This window comes from Bifidobacterium sp. FKU (assembly GCF_026016385.1).
In the GTDB taxonomy this organism is placed as follows: domain Bacteria; phylum Actinomycetota; class Actinomycetes; order Actinomycetales; family Bifidobacteriaceae; genus Bifidobacterium; species Bifidobacterium infantis.
On record NZ_CP092888.1, the window covers coordinates 370,408 to 385,945 of the forward strand.

At 59.5% G+C, this 15,538-nt stretch carries 14 protein-coding genes and 3 tRNA genes; 11 read left to right on the top strand and 6 right to left on the bottom strand.

Going from position 1 to position 15,538, the window contains the following annotated elements:
• Window positions 1-6: 6 nt before the first annotated feature.
• From MMB48_RS01695 to MMB48_RS01705, 3 genes are all read right to left on the bottom strand, one after another.
• Window positions 7-1,413, bottom strand: a complete 1,407-nt coding sequence (locus MMB48_RS01695; RefSeq protein ID WP_032744593.1) for a DUF2974 domain-containing protein — start codon at window positions 1,411-1,413, stop codon at window positions 7-9.
• Between the two features lie 321 nt (window positions 1,414-1,734).
• The gene (locus MMB48_RS01700) at window positions 1,735-2,286 is read right to left on the bottom strand and encodes a methylated-DNA--[protein]-cysteine S-methyltransferase (protein ID WP_050496274.1); all 552 of its coding nucleotides are present in this window, start codon (window positions 2,284-2,286) and stop codon (window positions 1,735-1,737) included.
• A 457-nt stretch (window positions 2,287-2,743) separates the two neighbouring features.
• On the bottom strand, window positions 2,744-2,911 hold the full coding sequence (locus MMB48_RS01705; protein WP_007057690.1) for a hypothetical protein: 168 nt from the start codon (window positions 2,909-2,911) through the stop codon (window positions 2,744-2,746).
• Between the two features lie 226 nt (window positions 2,912-3,137).
• On the opposite strand from MMB48_RS01705, the gene MMB48_RS01710 reads away from it, so the two are divergent.
• The 4 genes from MMB48_RS01710 to MMB48_RS01725 all read left to right on the top strand — a co-directional run bounded on the left by MMB48_RS01710 (window position 3,138) and on the right by MMB48_RS01725 (window position 4,016).
• Window positions 3,138-3,210 (top strand) — tRNA-Gly (locus MMB48_RS01710).
• 46 nt (window positions 3,211-3,256) lie between these two features.
• Window positions 3,257-3,328 (top strand) — tRNA-Val (locus MMB48_RS01715).
• A gap of 48 nt (window positions 3,329-3,376) precedes the next feature.
• A tRNA-Val gene (locus MMB48_RS01720) sits at window positions 3,377-3,449 on the top strand.
• A 342-nt stretch (window positions 3,450-3,791) separates the two neighbouring features.
• The gene (locus tag MMB48_RS01725; RefSeq protein ID WP_012471999.1) at window positions 3,792-4,016 is read left to right on the top strand and encodes a hypothetical protein; all 225 of its coding nucleotides are present in this window, start codon (window positions 3,792-3,794) and stop codon (window positions 4,014-4,016) included.
• A 415-nt stretch (window positions 4,017-4,431) separates the two neighbouring features.
• Here MMB48_RS01725 and MMB48_RS01730 read toward each other — a convergent pair whose 3' ends face one another.
• Window positions 4,432-4,641, bottom strand: coding sequence for a hypothetical protein (locus MMB48_RS01730; RefSeq protein ID WP_007054781.1), 210 nt, complete (start codon window positions 4,639-4,641; stop codon window positions 4,432-4,434).
• Between the two features lie 239 nt (window positions 4,642-4,880).
• On the opposite strand from MMB48_RS01730, the gene MMB48_RS01735 reads away from it, so the two are divergent.
• The 3 genes from MMB48_RS01735 (at window position 4,881) to MMB48_RS01745 (ending at window position 6,676) form a co-directional block, all read left to right on the top strand.
• Complete coding sequence (locus MMB48_RS01735) at window positions 4,881-5,045, top strand: hypothetical protein (RefSeq protein ID WP_007054783.1); 165 nt, start codon at window positions 4,881-4,883, stop codon at window positions 5,043-5,045.
• Window positions 5,042-5,227, top strand: coding sequence for a hypothetical protein (locus tag MMB48_RS01740; RefSeq protein ID WP_007054784.1), 186 nt, complete (start codon window positions 5,042-5,044; stop codon window positions 5,225-5,227). Before MMB48_RS01735 ends, MMB48_RS01740 begins: the two co-directional genes overlap by 4 nt.
• Window positions 5,228-5,605: 378 nt before the next feature.
• Complete coding sequence (locus MMB48_RS01745) at window positions 5,606-6,676, top strand: helix-turn-helix transcriptional regulator (RefSeq protein WP_032744594.1); 1,071 nt, start codon at window positions 5,606-5,608, stop codon at window positions 6,674-6,676.
• Between the two features lie 18 nt (window positions 6,677-6,694).
• On the opposite strand, the gene MMB48_RS01750 is transcribed toward MMB48_RS01745, so the two are convergent.
• Window positions 6,695-7,972 (bottom strand): MFS transporter, encoded by a 1,278-nt coding sequence (locus tag MMB48_RS01750; protein WP_032744596.1) that lies wholly within the window; start codon window positions 7,970-7,972, stop codon window positions 6,695-6,697.
• Between the two features lie 225 nt (window positions 7,973-8,197).
• The gene (locus MMB48_RS01755; RefSeq protein WP_012576769.1) at window positions 8,198-9,214 is read right to left on the bottom strand and encodes a carbohydrate kinase family protein; all 1,017 of its coding nucleotides are present in this window, start codon (window positions 9,212-9,214) and stop codon (window positions 8,198-8,200) included.
• A gap of 370 nt (window positions 9,215-9,584) precedes the next feature.
• Between MMB48_RS01755 and rpmB the strand changes: the two genes are divergently transcribed.
• The 4 genes from rpmB to MMB48_RS01775 all read left to right on the top strand — a co-directional run bounded on the left by rpmB (window position 9,585) and on the right by MMB48_RS01775 (window position 15,533).
• On the top strand, window positions 9,585-9,779 hold the full coding sequence (gene rpmB, locus MMB48_RS01760) for a 50S ribosomal protein L28 (protein WP_007051452.1): 195 nt from the start codon (window positions 9,585-9,587) through the stop codon (window positions 9,777-9,779).
• 99 nt (window positions 9,780-9,878) lie between these two features.
• The gene (locus MMB48_RS01765; RefSeq protein WP_080714839.1) at window positions 9,879-12,512 is read left to right on the top strand and encodes an ATP-dependent DNA helicase RecG; all 2,634 of its coding nucleotides are present in this window, start codon (window positions 9,879-9,881) and stop codon (window positions 12,510-12,512) included.
• A 143-nt stretch (window positions 12,513-12,655) separates the two neighbouring features.
• A complete protein-coding gene (locus tag MMB48_RS01770) occupies window positions 12,656-13,921 on the top strand; it encodes an APC family permease (protein WP_050496275.1) in 1,266 nt (421 codons plus the stop codon).
• 664 nt (window positions 13,922-14,585) lie between these two features.
• A complete protein-coding gene (locus MMB48_RS01775; protein ID WP_032744598.1) occupies window positions 14,586-15,533 on the top strand; it encodes a hypothetical protein in 948 nt (315 codons plus the stop codon).
• The last annotated feature ends 5 nt before the right edge of the window (window positions 15,534-15,538 follow it).

Sequence of the window (15,538 nt, forward strand, 5' to 3'; positions counted from 1 at the left end):
TATGAGCTAATCGGCGATTTCAGTTGCGTCCTCCGCTGAGGGCGAAGCTGCGGTGCCGGTATCGGTATCGGTATCGGCTCTGGCCGGGGCCGCTCTATCTGTTCCTGTCACGGTTCCTGCTGGGGTCTCGGCTGTTCCTTTGGCGGTCGCAGAACTTGGTGCGGAAGCTGGGGCGGGCGTCGGCCTGTGTTTGGCCGTGGACGCCTTGAACAGTATCGCCAGGGCCTCAACCAAATGACGCCGGTCTGCGGGGGTCAGCCCTACATACGCGCCAAGCATCGCCGGAATCGAAGCGGGGAAGTTGCTCATCACCTCGCTGAAACTGGTGGCGCCGTTGGCGTGCAGCACGGTGAACAGCGCGTCCACCGCACGCTTGCGCTGTTCGGGCGTAAGCGTGGCGATCCAATGGTTCAGCTCCTCGTTAAACAACTGCGAACTGGAACTCAAATCCGGCTCGGTGATGAACTGGTCGCCATCCAATAGCCAGGTGAAGGCGGAATGCTGCATGATGCCATCCGAATCGGAAGAGACCACGCGGCAAGGCTCCGGGGTCTCGAAAATCATGCCCACAATCGACGAACTTGGCACAATTTTCGTCACCTTCGGCTGGATGGTGCGGTAGGCGGGGCTGGTCACAATCTCCGGCGGGAAACCGGGGCCGTCCAGTGAATAGACATGCTGAATGCGCTTGCGCACCTTGGGGTCGGCGTTCATGGCCGCGTAAATCGCCAGATTGCCTCCCTTGGAATGGCCGACCAGAATAATCGGACCCTCCCACAGTCGCGCCACCGTATCCAGATAGGCGCTGGCTGAACGTTGCGCCGGCACCGGATACTGGAAAGCCATATTGAAATCTTCCTTCCATCCGATGAGCGAATCATCGGTACCGCGGAAGGAAATAACCAACGTGCCTTTGTAGGTCGGCTTCCGGCGCTTGTGGCCGTCGGGCAGTTGGAAGGTGGCGGCGGCGAATTGGGTTTGCTCGCCCTGATTGATGTGCTCGACCACCGCGCCCAGGCGAACGTTGGCGTAGCGGGGGTTCTCGCCTGCGGCCTGGAACAGGTCGTGGGTCAGGTCCGGATTGACCACTGAAACCATTTGGGCTTCGTGCGGCTTGTCGTCGGCATGCGTTTTCGGCGAACGATGCAGCTCGCGGTTGGCCTCGTCAAGGCTTACCGATTCAAGCTCGGGATGCCAGATACCCTTCAGCCAGATCAGTGGATGCTTGGGCTCGAAAGCGCGAATGCGTGCGGCGAACGAGCCTGACCGCGTCTCATCCAGCATCAACGTCGGGCAGATACTGGCCACATCCTCATAGATGAGCGTGGAGATGATCAAGGCGTCGATTTCGTTGAACGGCAAGTCGGCGAAGGAGCGCGTTTCGGTGTGCGCGTAATCGATAATGCCGGTCATACGCACCTCCTGCTTCCGTTGATATTGCATATCCCCTTGGGTCATGTGGTCTTGCGATCGCGTGCGGCCGTGCGGCTGCGCGCAGCAATTAACCATATGCATTCCATTGTAGGGATTGTACGGTTTTGGCCGGCGCGATCGAGCAAGACTGCACCGACGGCGAACAATTCGTGGAAGGATTCCCGTCAGCTTGTCGAAAATTGTCGGGTAGCGGGGGTTGCGATGCCAGCCAGCCGACCACCCTCCGGCGTTACGTGCCACTTCCCGCCAGCGGGAGGGGTAACCACTCAATCCTTTTGACGAGGCGGACCGCTGGGCCGGTCAAGGGTTCGGTAGATCGAAGCACGCCAGATCCACGCCCTCGAGTTCAAGCAACTCGGCCTTGATATCGAGTCGGTCGCCGTAGCCGCCAAACGCGCGGCCCGAGCCGACTACGCGGTGACAGGGCACGATGATGGTAACCGGATTGCGCTTCACTGCGCCTCCGACCGCCTGCGCGGCCATGCGGCCGCCGCCGCGTCGTTCGGCCAATTCGGCGGCGAGTTCGCCGTAACTTACCGTCATGCCATAGGGAATCTCGGCCACCAGATTCCACACTTCATGTTGGAATGGCGTGCCGGCGGGATGCAACGGCGGCACCTGATCCGAGCCGGGGCGTTCGCCGGCGAAATAGGCGGTCAGCCATTCGCGGGTTATACGGAATACGTCGGGTTCACGATCGGGTTCGCGATTCGAGTCGAGAACGGCTTGGTGGTCGGTGGCCCACCACCAGTCTTCAAGACAGAGTTCGGTAAGTCTCTCGCCGTCCGAGGCCATCATCATCCTGCCGATGGGCGTTTCGACTGTGGCCCGCATCAGTTGTCGTTGCGTCATACCGCCATTATCGCGCGTTGAGGGATGAAGCCCATACCGTGCCTGATTTCATGAAGGACGGGTCGTGCTGTACGGTCAGTATTGCGTGCTGGGCAGCGATATCTGACATAGTGGGGGTTCTTGGGCCGGCGTGAGTGTTCTTTCCGACATCCCAACCGTCTAACTCCGTTTCGAGGGGCTGATTTGGGTTATTCCGGAGGTCTATCTCCGTTTCGAGGGGCTCCTCATCCGGGAAACCGCAAGTATAAACGGCTTCGGGCTAACGTCATTACGCCGTTTTTGGCCCGTGTCTACTCAGCCACCAGCCCCTTGAAACGGGAGTAGACCTCCGGAGAAGGCCAAATCAGCCCCTTGAAACGCAGCGACCCCGCTGATTGGAGTCAATCAGAGGGGTTCAGCACATTGCTGATGCAGCTGGTCCGCCTTGAGGCGGAACGTAACCAAGATTCAGGCGGGATTACTCCGCAACGAGCGCCAGGAAGGCGGCGGCCACGGCGGCTGTCGGGTTCGGGAATTCCTCGTCCTGGTTGAAGAACGGCACGTCGGCGTAGTTCAGGAACTTCACTTCGGCACGGTCGCCGATCAAGGCCTTGGCCTCTTCGGCCAGCTGATCGGTTATCGTCATGCGTTCCTGATTTCCACGGCCATGGCCGTGCAATGTGCCCATCGCTTGGTTCTACCCGCTGTTTATGCTGGCCATGCCCATCGCTTGGCTGCTGTATACGGTCACCGCGAGTTATGTGCACGGCGGCCCCCGATAATCGTTGGAAAACCGGTGGGACACGCGGGGGCTTGGCTTTTTCCTGAGATTGGCGTATCTTTGTCACCTGTTGCCCGTGAAGGTAACACATGCGGACATAGCTTAGTTGGTAAAGCGCAACCTTGCCAAGGTTGAGACCGCGGGTTCGAGTCCCGTTGTCCGCTCTCGGATGGCTGGTTCAGGATGATTGATTCAGCCTGAGGATGACCCGGGCGGTTGGCGCAGTGGTAGCGCACTTCCCTGACACGGAAGGGGTCACAAGTTCGAATCTTGTATCGCCCACTCGATGAATCGCCGGCAGAATGTTGCCGGTTTTTTCATCACAAGCTCGGGCGATTGGCGCAGCGGCTAGCGCACTTCGTTCACACCGAAGGGGTCGTAGGTTCGATTCCTACATCGCCCACCCGATATCACGCTCGTCAGTCTATGATGGCGGGCATTTTCTATATCTGCCGTGCCACGGTTCCTTATATGGCGTCCGGCCTCGGGTGGCATTTGGCTGTGAGCGGTTTCCGATTATGAGTGGCGTCCGGCCGTCGTGCAATCCCGCTGCGCACGGTGCCGTTTGGGCTGTAATACGGGTGCTTTGAACCGGCCATAACTTCTTCATATGTCCCGGGGCTTGTGTCGTGTGCCGCGGCGTGCTTCCATAGTGGATATGGCGGTGCGGAAGGGGAGCCGCCATACTTACTTACACAAGGACGTCTTGGTCCGCCAGGGCAACGCGCATGGAAAGGGGTTTGCGATGGTGTGCACCACGCTGAATTTCGCGGAGAAATACCTGCTGAAAACCGAAGTCAGGTCCGTTGCCGGTATGTCCGGCGGTACTTCCGATGCTGGTACTGATTTCGATGTCGATTTCGGTGGCGAGGGCGACCTCAGAAGCGATCATGCCACCGGTTTCAATCGCTCGCTATCGGCCGACGATTATTGGGCTGCAGCCGGATATGCCGATGAGTCATTGTATTGATGGACGTGATGACGCGATAAGGGCGCATCGATAAGTGCGGCTGGTGTCGTGGCTGATGCTGCATCTGGTGCTCGTTCGGTGGTCGCGGCTGATGTTCCGTACGGACCGCCTGCAATGGTTTTGCATCGGTGGTGCGTCATAATCCGGACCGTCGCCGACGCTGTGGACGTTTGGCGGCGTTGAAAGGACAGATAATGGATTGTCAACGCCGCTGAGAACGATTGGCGACGGTGGTGGGACAGCGGATGCCCCACCACCGTCGCCAAGAGTGGTACTTGTGTCGGTGGCGTCCAAAACATGGCCCGGCACCGACATCAGATACTCTGAACGTCGGCGGATTCCCGTTCTGTGCCCCAGCGCCGACGTTTGATTCCTGCTTATGCGAGCTGGCGTCGGTAAAAAGGCAGAACTTGGTTCACCGGCGATGTCTCAGCACGTTTGCGCGCGTCGGATCCTTCTGGAGCAGCAGGAAAACGAGAGCCACAACGAGCAGGACGGCGATGGAGAGCACGCCGAACGAAGCGTTGCCGGTCAGGGACGTGGTGGTGGCCACCAGGAAGGTGCCGATGATTGAGGCCGTTTTAGGGAAGAAACAATAGTGAGACCGGGGAACCCTTGAAATCATTGGGGAATCATGGTGGCGATGCATGCGATTAACACATGTTGTTAACACAGATGTGGAATGAGGAGGCGCGTGAGGCTCGTGGTCTGCGACGCATGAGTGTGACCGTGAGCTCCCCAGCTGATGAGTGCAAAGGCAGAGATTGGTTTCACGCGGGACTTGTCTGCCGAAGAGCGGCGATTGATGCAGGGTCTGTGCGATGCTCTGCAGCAGTTGCTGAACAAGCAGTACCAGCGGCACATGTGGGACTGTTCGATAGCCTGAAAAATTTTGCCGCAGACAATCTAGGCAATGTGCTTGGCGGGGATTTCAATCTCGGTTCGATTGGTGATTTGCCGGCGGTAATCGGTGAGCATTTCAATGCCGATCAGTTGGGTGAAATCAACAGGTCGTTGGCGACCATTTGAACGCCGACCGACTTGACGAGCTGCAGGCGCTGGCGGAGGAAAACATCTCCGCCGACCAGATCAGTCAGGTCGCTGGCGCAATTCAGGAGCAGGGTGCCAATCTGGACCTCGGATCCATTGCCGAACAAGCAGGACTGCCCGCTGACATCATCAGCCAGATTTCCGGACTATTGGGCAAGTAGTCGCCTTAAGCTTTAACGCTGACGGTGTTGTCTCGGCTATTGCGTGTTTTGCGGTCGCTCAGCAAATCATATGGGTCGTAGGTAACCGATTGCGAGCGCTGCTGTACACAGATGTGTACGTGGGTCGAAGCGGATTCGTGGTGGCAGGTGAGACAAGCTGCCCTCGCATGGCTGGAAAAGCTTCGGTCTCGTGGAGTGCGATGTTAAAGCTGCTCAGGTCAACGGAATGGCGGAATTCCGCCGATGCAACTTGTGGTTGCGCTCGAATAACCGGCGATTGCAACCCAAAGATGGTGGCGGGTGACATGGACGGCATGCCATAGTGAGCCCATCGGCCGAACATGACATGATAAAGATTACGTATGAAGGGACATTCCAATGAGTTTTCGCGCTAACCTGCAGTACCTACGTGCGCAACGCAACCTGACCCAGGAACGATTGGCCATGTTGCTTGGCGTCTCGCGTCAGGCCATTTCGAAATGGGAATCCGAAAAGGCCTATCCCGAGATGGACAAGCTGCTTATGATCTGCGACCTGTTCGGCTGCACGCTTGATGATCTGGTACTTGGCGATGTGAGTCGGCCTGCCGCGTCGGCTTCTGCGGCCGGTTCGTCGAATGTTGACTCCTCGGCTGAGACGGCATCGCCTTTAGCCGCTTCTTCCAAAACGGCGGGCATAATCGCTCCTATCGCGGAGCTTGCGCAGGATATCACTGGCTATGATGAACATCGCCGCCGATTCGCGCTGCTGATTGCCGGCGGTGTTGCTGTGATTGTCGCCGGGGTTGGCATCGGCAACCTGTTCGATTCCAGCAATTCCATTCTCGGAGCGACGCCGCTCAACGATTTTCTGACGTTTCTGTGCGTCTGTGTGGGTGTGATTGCGGGGCTGGCGATGCTGATTCCAGGAGGTCTGTCGCGTATTGACTTCAAACGGCGTCACCCATACGTAGAAGATTTCTACACCGGGGAGGACCGCAGCCGAGAATTGCGGCTGCTGGTAATCGGCATCGTCGGTGGCATCTCGGCTATTCTGATTGGCATTGCGGTGACGGTGTATGCCGATGACATGCTCGGCGTCTCCGATGGCTGGCCCAACGCAATTTTTCTGCTGCTCTGTGCGCCCGGTGTTTTCGGGTTTGTCTACTGCGGCATGAGATACAGTCTGCTCAATATCAACGCATACAACAAAGCGGCCGAGGACGACCGCAAGGAGCATGCGGGCGAGCAGGATTTCTACGCCAAACTGACCGGCGCGGTATGCGGCATTATCATGATGATAGCCACGCTGATTGGCCTGTGCTTGCTGTTCCTGAGCCCAGCTGCTCTGCGCGGTGATTGGTCGACCGGCGTTACAAGCATGTTCTGGGTCGCATGGCCTATCGGCGGCGTGCTGTGCGGAATCGCGGCCACCGCCATCCAACTGTTCAAGGATTATCGCGAGCGCTGATTGCGCGTCGCAAATTAGTTAGTTTCGCGTCGGGTCTTTCTGCAGCAGCAGGAAAACGAGCGCCACAATGAGCAGGACGGCGATGGACAGCACGCCGAACGAGGCGTTGCCGGTCAGGGACGTGGTGGTGGCTACCAGGAAGGTGCCGATGATTGAGGCTGTTTTGCCGAAGATATCGTAGAAGCCGTAGTATTCGTTGGCGTGATCCTTGGGGATGATTTTGCCGTAGTATGAGCGGGACAGCGCCTGAATGCCGCCTTGGAACATGCCGACCAGAATCGCCAGAATCCAGAACTCCACGGCCGATTTCATGAAGAACGCGGCGAAGAGCACGATGCACATGTATGCTACGACCGCCGCCGTGATCATCACTTTGCAGCCGAACCGGCCGGCCAGACGGCCGTAGAGAATCGCGCAGGGGAAGGCCACGAACTGCGTGACGAGCAGTGCCACCACCAGCTGGGTGGAGTCGATGCCAAGCTCGGCACCGTAGGAGGTACTCATCGAAATCACCGTGTTCACGGCATCGATGTAGAAGAAGAACGCGATCATGAACATCCACAACGGCTTGTTCTTCACGATCTTGCCGAACGTGCCCGCCAGTTCGCTGAACGTGCCGCGCATGGCCGAGCCCAGCTGGTCACGGGTGGCGCGATAGTGCACTTGGCGGTAGCTGGTAAGCAGCGGGATGGTGAATGCCACCCACCAGATGGCGGTGATGATGAATGAGGCGCGCGTGCAAGCCACCGTGGACCAGCCGAAGAGCGACGGGCCGCCGAAGATCAGCGCGATGCAGAAGATGAACGGCACGGTGGAGCCGATGTAGCCCCAGCCGTAGCCGTGCGAGGAGACCTTGTCCATGCGCTCATTCGAGGTGGTGTCGATGAGCATCGAATCATAGAACGTCAGCGAACCGTTAAGGCCGATGGTCGCCAGAATGTAGACGATGAGGAACGGCAGCCAGGTCATCGGCAAGGCCATTGCGCAGCAGGTGACCACGCCGGTGCCGAAGAAGCCCAGGAAGAACTTGATTTTCATGCCTTGCACGTCGGCGATGGAGCCGAGCAACGGCATGAGCAGCGCTATGACCAAGGAGGCAATGGTTTGCGCGTAGCCCCAGGCGGACACGATGTTGCCGTCCGCCGGCATCAGTGATTTGGCGTAGATGGGGATGACGGCGGTGGACAGCAGCACGAATGCCGAGTTGCCGACGTCGTAGATGATCCACTTCTTTTCGCGGGCGGTCAGTTTGGCGCTTTGCGGCACCGGTTCGTGGACATTCGTGGGATCAGTCATATGCACTCCTCGACGGTATTCAACTCAATCTATCGTAGAAGCGCGGACTAGGGTAGGGGGACCATTCCGGTTGAACGGCGGGTGAATAATGCCGGGGCCCCTTTCTAAGGGGAGCCAGGGCAGAAAAATAGCTCCCCTCGCTGAGGGGAGCTGGCCGCGAAGCGGACTGAAGGGAGCCGATCGTGGATTCCCCCAGATGAGGAAATCCACTCAATCGTCCGGAAACTATTCGCCGATCAGCGCGATGGCCTCGTCGTAATCGGGGCATTGCGGCACGCCGTTGAGGCTACGCTGGATGGCGATGGATGCCGCCGCGTTGGCGATCTTTACCGATTCGGCCAGACTATGGCCCTTTGCCAGCATCGCGCACATCACGCCGGTGTGGCAACCGCCCGCCGAACGGGTGTGTACGGCCTTGGTCGGGTATCCCTCGATATGAATCGTCTCGCCACCTGGCTCACGAATCCAAGCGCCGCGGGCGCCGACACGCACCACCAGCGGCGCGCGCAGTGTAGTGCCCAAGCCGTCACACAACTGGTGCATGAAGTCGTCGAGTCCACCGCCGATGGTGACCTTGCTGTCGTCGATCGGCGCGCCTAGGCGCTCGGCCAGCGTCATGGCCTCCTGACGGTTGCAGGACCAGACCGGGCGTGCAAGCACCAGGTCCTCAAGCATATGGTCGTTGACCAGACGCAACGTATTGGTGGGATTAATCACCAGCGTGTAGTCGCGTGCAGCCGGGTCGGTACCGGCCTTGAGTAGGAATCCGTCCACGCCGGTGGCCGTATGGTCCATCAGTGTGTTGCCGCTGATGTGCACCACGTCTTTGGGCTGCGGCTCCAGCGTGTTGAACGTGTCCGCGTCGCCATGAGCCTCGGCGCCATAGGAAGCGATGAACGTCTTCTTCGGCGCGCCGGAGCTCAGCACCACGCGGAAACCGGAATCCTCATCAAGACGATCCTGGCCGATATGCGTAATGCCGTTGTCTTGGAATGACTGGCGGATGAAATGCGCCCACAGGCCGTTGCCCAGAATGCCGGCGTGCTCGGTCGGCACGCCCATGCGGCTGGCCGCCTGCAGCACGCGATAGCTGCCGCCAATGGAAGGCTTCGGATGATCGGCCACGGCGAATCCGCCCTGTGCCGGCACCTCGTCCACATTGAGCATAATGTCCACCCAGACTTGCCCCAGTGAAATCACGCTGGGCTCGTGAGTGCCGATACCTCGCCTGAGATTCAACATGACAGCCTCCTTCGTCGTAAGTTGCACGAGGACCCCTTCGTCCCTTGCTATCTCTTATACCGAGATTATATGAGAGTTTGCTGGATGCGGAATAGGCAGGCCGGCGTGTTTTATCAGGTAAACGCTACGATTTGCGGCGTAATTCGCCGATGGCGAACCAATGCCGAGCCGCTCGCGAACCGCTGATGGCCCACTCGCAAGTTACGCTCGAACCGCGCGTGAACCGCCGAAGTTCGCCCATGATACACGCAAGAGTTGCGGTTGTCGGTATTGGGCTATATATTTGTGAAGTTGTGTGTTCGGCATGTCGGGTGAAACCGGCGGTCGAATGCGCGAAAGACTTGACACATCAAGGTTAAGGGAGTCCATCATGGCAGCTCGTTGCGCAGTGTGCGGCAAGGGACCGCAGACCGGTTTCACCGTTTCCCATTCGCACCGTCGTACCAAGCGTAGCTTCCGCCCGAACCTGCAGTCTGTGCGCACCACGATTGATGGCGAGAACACTCGCCTGCGCGTGTGCGTCAAGTGCCTCAAGGCCGGCAAGGTTCAGCGCGTGGCCGCGTGAATCGCGTACTAACGTGGAGCAAAACCCGTTTGAGCTTCGGCTCAGCGGGTTTTGTTGTTTCTGCGGCCTAAAGGGGCCGTGCGAATAGAATAGGCCAATATGAGCATCACTATGGACACCACTCTCGCTTCGCTGGTCACCAACAAGCGTCGCGTGTCCGCGCTCAAATCGCTGGGAATCGTCACTGTCGGCGACGCCCTGACCTACTATCCCTTCCGCGTCACCGAACCGGTGCCGCTTCGCGCCATCCGCGAGGCCGCACCCGGCCAGCAGATGGCATTTGCCGCCGTGATACGAGACATGCGCGTGGTGCCGATGAACGCTCGCCGCGGCTACCGACTCGAGGCGGCGGTTGACGACGCCGACTTTGCCCGTTCGCGTCGCGTACCCGGCAGCACGGCTCGGCTCACGTTCTTTTCGTATCGTAAATCGTATGTGGATTGGGTCAGCATGCGGCTGCGCGCCGGCACGTCTGTGGTGGTCTCCGGTATGCCCAGCGAATACATGGGTCAGCTGCAATTCACGCACCCCGAAATCCTCACTGTCGCGCCCGGGTCGGCCGGAACAGGAGCGGGGCTTGAGGGTTACGCTCGGGGCGCGGCATCCGGCAATGGCGCGTTTGCGGGAAGTACCGATCCGTATGCCAGTGCGCAGTCCGCGTATCCGCCGGCCGCGGCTGCCCCTTCCGGGGCCGCGCTGAAATACGACGCCGATACCGTGCAAGAGGCGCTTACCCGCGTCTGCCGGCCCCGCCCGGTATATCACGCCAGTTCGCGTATTTCATCCGAACATATTCATGAGACGATTCTGGGATTGCTGTGGATGATGGGGGCCCGCACGTCATCCACGCCTGACGGGCAACTCGCTGGCGCTGGGTCAGCCGACATCGTGGCTCCCACGACCGACACCATCGCCGTCCAAAACGGGGAAGAGAAGTCCGGCACGACCGCCGAATCCGGTGCTGAGGCGCTCTCCCAATCCATCCCAGATGTGCTGCCCGAATCGGTGCGCAAGGCCAAGAACCTCATGCATCGGGCTGAGGCGTTCCTGGCCATTCATGATCCGTCCTCCACGTCCCGGTTCAAGGAAGCCATCGAAACCCTGCGCTATGAGGAGGCTTTCGTTTCGCAGACCTCGCTGCTTAAAGCCAGGTCGCACGCCCATAAATCCGCGGCTCACTCTTGCCCGTTGGTAACCGACAGTCTGCGCGATCAGTTCATCGCATCCCTGCCGTTCTCCCTCACTGCAGGGCAGCAGCAGGTTATTCATGATATTGCCGCCGATTTGGCTCATGACTGGCCAATGCAGCGTCTGCTGCAAGGCGAGGTGGGCTCCGGCAAAACCGTAGTGGCGCTCGCTGCCATGCTCCAAGCCGTAGACGCCGGCTATCAGGCCGTGCTTGTTGCCCCGACTCAGGTGCTGGCCGAGCAGCATGCCGAAACCATTGGCCGGATGGTGGAGCAACTCAAGCCAGCGATTCCAGTCACGTTGTTGACGGGCGGCATGAAGCTTGCTGCGCGACGTAAGGCGCTCGCTGCGGCCGCCAGTGGCGAGCCGGGCATTATCGTGGCCACGCACGCGGCATTTTCCAAGACCTTCCAAGCCCCGCACTTGGCCTTGGTGGTAATCGACGAGCAGCACCGGTTCGGTGTGGAACAGCGCGAAAGTCTCAACGCCAAAACCGACGACGGCACCACGCCGCATCTACTGGTGATGACCGCCACGCCCATCCCGCGCACCGCCGCCATGACTTGGTTCGGTGATCTCGATATTTCCTGGCTCACCGAATTGCCCGGCGGCCGCAAACCGATTCGCACCGTGGTGGTTAATGAGGCCGACGCCGCCACCATGGGGCGTATGTTCGCGCACATTCGCGCGCGAGTCGACGCGGGGGAGCAGGCCTATATCGTGTGCCCGCGCATTGATGCGGATGATGAGGAGAACGAAGGCGGTTCCGGCGTTTCGTCAGCAGCCGGTTCTGCCCGCGGACGCGCCGCAGCATCTGGTTCCAGCGCCCGCACAGCTGCGGGCGGCCGTGCAACGCGCGCGGCGGCCGACGCCATCGGCATCGACGATCCCTACGAAACCTTCGACGAGAACGGCGAAACCGTGGCTCGCCCGCCATTGCATGCGGTGGCCGAAATCGCCGACCGGTTGCAGAAACTCCCGCAATTCCAAGGCATTCGGTTTGCGACTCTGACCGGCCGCGACAAGGATGACGTCAAAACCCAGGTCATGGCCGATTTTGCCGGCGGCGAGACTCCGATCCTGGTGTCCACCACGGTGATCGAAGTCGGCGTGGACGTCAAGCAGGCCAGCTGCATCGTCATCTTTGATGCCGACCGATACGGCCTCTCTCAGTTGCATCAGCTGCGCGGCCGCGTGGGGCGTGGCGGCACCAACTCGTGGGCGTTCCTTATTTCCCGTGCGGAACCCGGCTCCCCGGCCGAGCAACGGCTCGAAGTGATTCACCACTCGCTCGACGGTGCCGAAATCGCCCAAGCCGACTTGGAATTCCGCGGTGCCGGCGATGTACTCGGCGACGCCCAATCCGGCGGCAAGTCCAGCCTGAAGCTCCTGCGCGTGGTCAAGGATGCCGACATGATCGCCGACGCCCGCACCCGTGCCGAGCAGCTTCTGGCCGCCGACCCCGAACTGGCAGGCGAGGTCCAACTCGCCGGTGCCGTCCTCGACTTCACCCGAGGCAACGAAACCTTCCTGACCTCCAGCTGAGGCACCTCCAGCTAAGGCCGAGGCCGCACGCCGTGATCGCACGATATAGATTTTCCGTATGCCGATCGTGAGGAAATCACGGTCGGGAAGCCCCCGAATGTGCTTCAGTGGAGGCAAGACCATTCGTACATGAGGGGGTTGCGATGAATCGGAGTCAGGATGCGGCGTTGGGAACCGGGCATCTGGTGGCGTTGGCAACAGGCGGTGTGATTGGACTGGGTGTGATGTCAATGCCCGGCATAGGCATTGGCATTATTGGTACGGGATTATGGATCGCGGCGTTGGTCGGCTTGGGATTCTCCGTCATCGCACTTGTTCCGCAGCTCTTGCTCAACAGCTCAGGTGAGTGCCCCGGTGGCCAATATCAGCAGTTGCGCGATACCGTGGGGCGATATGTGGGCGGAGTAGGCGCGTATCTCTTGTGTTTTCTCGTATTTGACATAGCGGCTTATGCGCTGTCGGCGGCCCAACTCCTGCCGGTGCCGCCGTTGGTGGCACGTGGCGTGGCGATACTGATTATTGCGGTATTCGTGGCGCTCCATGCATGGGGTGCGCGGGCAGCGTCGGCGGTACAAGTATTGCTGATACTGCTGTTGGCCGTGGTGTTCGGTCTCTATGCAGGGGCCTTGATACCGCATGTGCAGGCACGGTATCTCACGCAGGATGTGATTATCGGTTCGCCTACGGTATTCGTGTTCGCGTGTCTGTACATGACGTTCATGATGAACGGTGTGGCATTGGTGTCGAACTATGCTGCGGCTGCCCGTGCACCGAGGCGTACGGTGCCGCGCGCGATGCTTGTGTCTTTGCTCGTGGTGGCGCTGGCGTATGTGCTGCTGTGCGTGGTGGATGCCGGGGTGCTTCCCATAGCGCGCGTGGCGAATCAAGACATATCAGTGAGCGCGCGCATTGCCGTGCCTGGCAATGTGGTGCGAGCGTTCACCGTTGGTGGGTCGGCGCTGGCCCTGCTCACCACACTGAATGCAGCTATTGGCTGGATGGTATACCCGCTGCATGCGGCATGTCAGGATGGTTGGCTGCCGCGCGAATTGTCTGGCCTGTCGCCGCGTACCGGTACGCCCGTGCGATTGCTGGCAGTGATATTGGTGGCGGGGGTGGTCCCGCTCATTGTGGGAGTGTCTACCACAACGGTGTCGTCTAGTGTCACGATTCTGATACTGGTGTTGCAGCTTGCGCTTGCCGCCGGGGCATACCGATCATTGGCACGAGATCGAATGCTCCCGCGCGTCGGCTGTGTCGCGGCGATTGTGGTCGATGTATTGGTTATTGCATGGCTGTTGTACACCATGAATACGTTGCTGATTGCCGGCAATGCACTGTTGCTGGTGGTCGCTGGTGTGGGGGCCCGGGTGCGGGGCAAGCGCTTGACGTCGGTGTCGAATGCCTGAGTGCCTGGCCGCCGAATCCCCGAATATGTGCGAAAACTTGAGGGAAAACACAGTGCCAAGGTACCTGCGATATGCGGTCATAAGAAGTCCATATAACAAACGGGCCTTGTTGCCGTCAATGCCGTTCTAAGATGTGGCTAACGTTCACAGAGCGATTGCGATAAGGTTCCTGAGAATCGCAACACCGCAGCTGCCGATGTGAAAAGTTCCGCTCAACGGCATCAGGGGGATGCTTGGCGGAGCGGGCATCCTGGTCAGATGCTTGAACCGAGCAAGGAGAGCCGCATCATGAATATTCTGGTGCAGTCACAAAGTCGACGTTCGCCGGGGGTATCGCGTGCGTCTGCCGTTCTATCTGTTGTTTCGTTATCGGTGTCATTGATGCCTATGCGGCTACGGTAGCCGCTGCTATTGGTGTGGTGCGTTGCCTTTTGTATTCAGACAACACACATATCGCCCATGTCTCCAACCACAATGTGATTGCCGCAATCGCGTGAAGGCGCAGCTGTATGCGTCTTCCGCAACATAGGTCGACGGTATCGATTCGTTGGCTTCTTGCGTCGTCATGCATGGAGTTGGGCGAAGCCATACCTGTTTGCGCCCCTGTAGCCGCGCGCCTCGTCATTCATAGTCACTTTCATCATCGAAAAAAGAAGGGAAACTCATGTCAACCTCATCACAACACTCACAGCGTGCGCCGCTGACCAAACGAGGCAAGGCGTTGCGCATAGTCCTCAGCTCGGCCGCGGTGAGTGCTTTGGCGGTGGCAGGATTGCAGTTCGCGCTGGGCACCGCATACGCTGTCGGCGACGTATGCGACCTCTGTTCGGCCAACTATAATCCGGTAGCTTGCTGCTCCAGCGGTGGTTCTGCATACGATTCCAACCCCGGCGGCGGCATCGATGTATCAGCGCAGAAAGCCAGTTTCGACAGCTATTGCGCCAATTACAAGGCGCAGCAGGCTGCACGGAAGGAACAGCAGCAGACTCAGCAGCCGGCGCAACAGCAGGCACCTGCCCAGCAGCCGGCTCAACAACAGGCACCCGCCCAGCAGCCGTCACAGCAACAGGCACCCGCTCAGCAGCAAGCCGCACCCCAGGCCACGCAACAGAACGGCGGTGCCGCTTACCAGGAAACCAGTGGTTCCAACGATACGGCCGTGAACACCGATGCCGGTCAGCAGACCGAAGCCGGAAAATCGGAAGACAAGGGTGCCTCGCATAGCGCTGACAAGAACTCAACAACCGATAAGAAGACCTCCGACACCAGTGCGAGCAAGGACGAAGCCAAGATTAAGAAGTCCAAGAGCAACAAGGCTTCTGCCGCCTCAGATACCGAGGCCGACACCAGCGCAAACCCGGTAATCGACAAGCCCGAACCCACCAATCCTGTGGTGCGCGTACTTGCCATCGTGGTGATTGCCGCAGCAGTGGTTGGCACCGTGGTTGCTTCGGCGATTGTTCAGCAGCGCCGTAAGCACGCGCTCGCCGTGAGCGATGCCGGGAATGTGGCTGATGACGGTGGTGACTTCGATGCGGACCAGCAACCCACTGCAGTATTCGATTTCAATCTTGACGGTCAGTCTGCCGACAACACCGGCAATAAGCAGTAATTCAG

Coding starts and splice junctions, on each gene's coding strand:
- MMB48_RS01695 (WP_032744593.1), bottom strand. CDS start 1,413: ATGACCGGCATTATCGATTACGCGCACACCGAAACGCGCTCCTTCGCC.
- MMB48_RS01700 (WP_050496274.1), bottom strand. CDS start 2,286: ATGACGCAACGACAACTGATGCGGGCCACAGTCGAAACGCCCATCGGC.
- MMB48_RS01705 (WP_007057690.1), bottom strand. CDS start 2,911: ATGACGATAACCGATCAGCTGGCCGAAGAGGCCAAGGCCTTGATCGGC.
- MMB48_RS01725 (WP_012471999.1), top strand. CDS start 3,792: ATGGTGTGCACCACGCTGAATTTCGCGGAGAAATACCTGCTGAAAACC.
- MMB48_RS01730 (WP_007054781.1), bottom strand. CDS start 4,641: ATGATTTCAAGGGTTCCCCGGTCTCACTATTGTTTCTTCCCTAAAACG.
- MMB48_RS01745 (WP_032744594.1), top strand. CDS start 5,606: ATGAGTTTTCGCGCTAACCTGCAGTACCTACGTGCGCAACGCAACCTG.
- MMB48_RS01750 (WP_032744596.1), bottom strand. CDS start 7,972: ATGACTGATCCCACGAATGTCCACGAACCGGTGCCGCAAAGCGCCAAA.
- MMB48_RS01755 (WP_012576769.1), bottom strand. CDS start 9,214: ATGTTGAATCTCAGGCGAGGTATCGGCACTCACGAGCCCAGCGTGATT.
- rpmB (WP_007051452.1), top strand. CDS start 9,585: ATGGCAGCTCGTTGCGCAGTGTGCGGCAAGGGACCGCAGACCGGTTTC.
- MMB48_RS01765 (WP_080714839.1), top strand. CDS start 9,879: ATGAGCATCACTATGGACACCACTCTCGCTTCGCTGGTCACCAACAAG.
- MMB48_RS01770 (WP_050496275.1), top strand. CDS start 12,656: ATGAATCGGAGTCAGGATGCGGCGTTGGGAACCGGGCATCTGGTGGCG.
- MMB48_RS01775 (WP_032744598.1), top strand. CDS start 14,586: ATGTCAACCTCATCACAACACTCACAGCGTGCGCCGCTGACCAAACGA.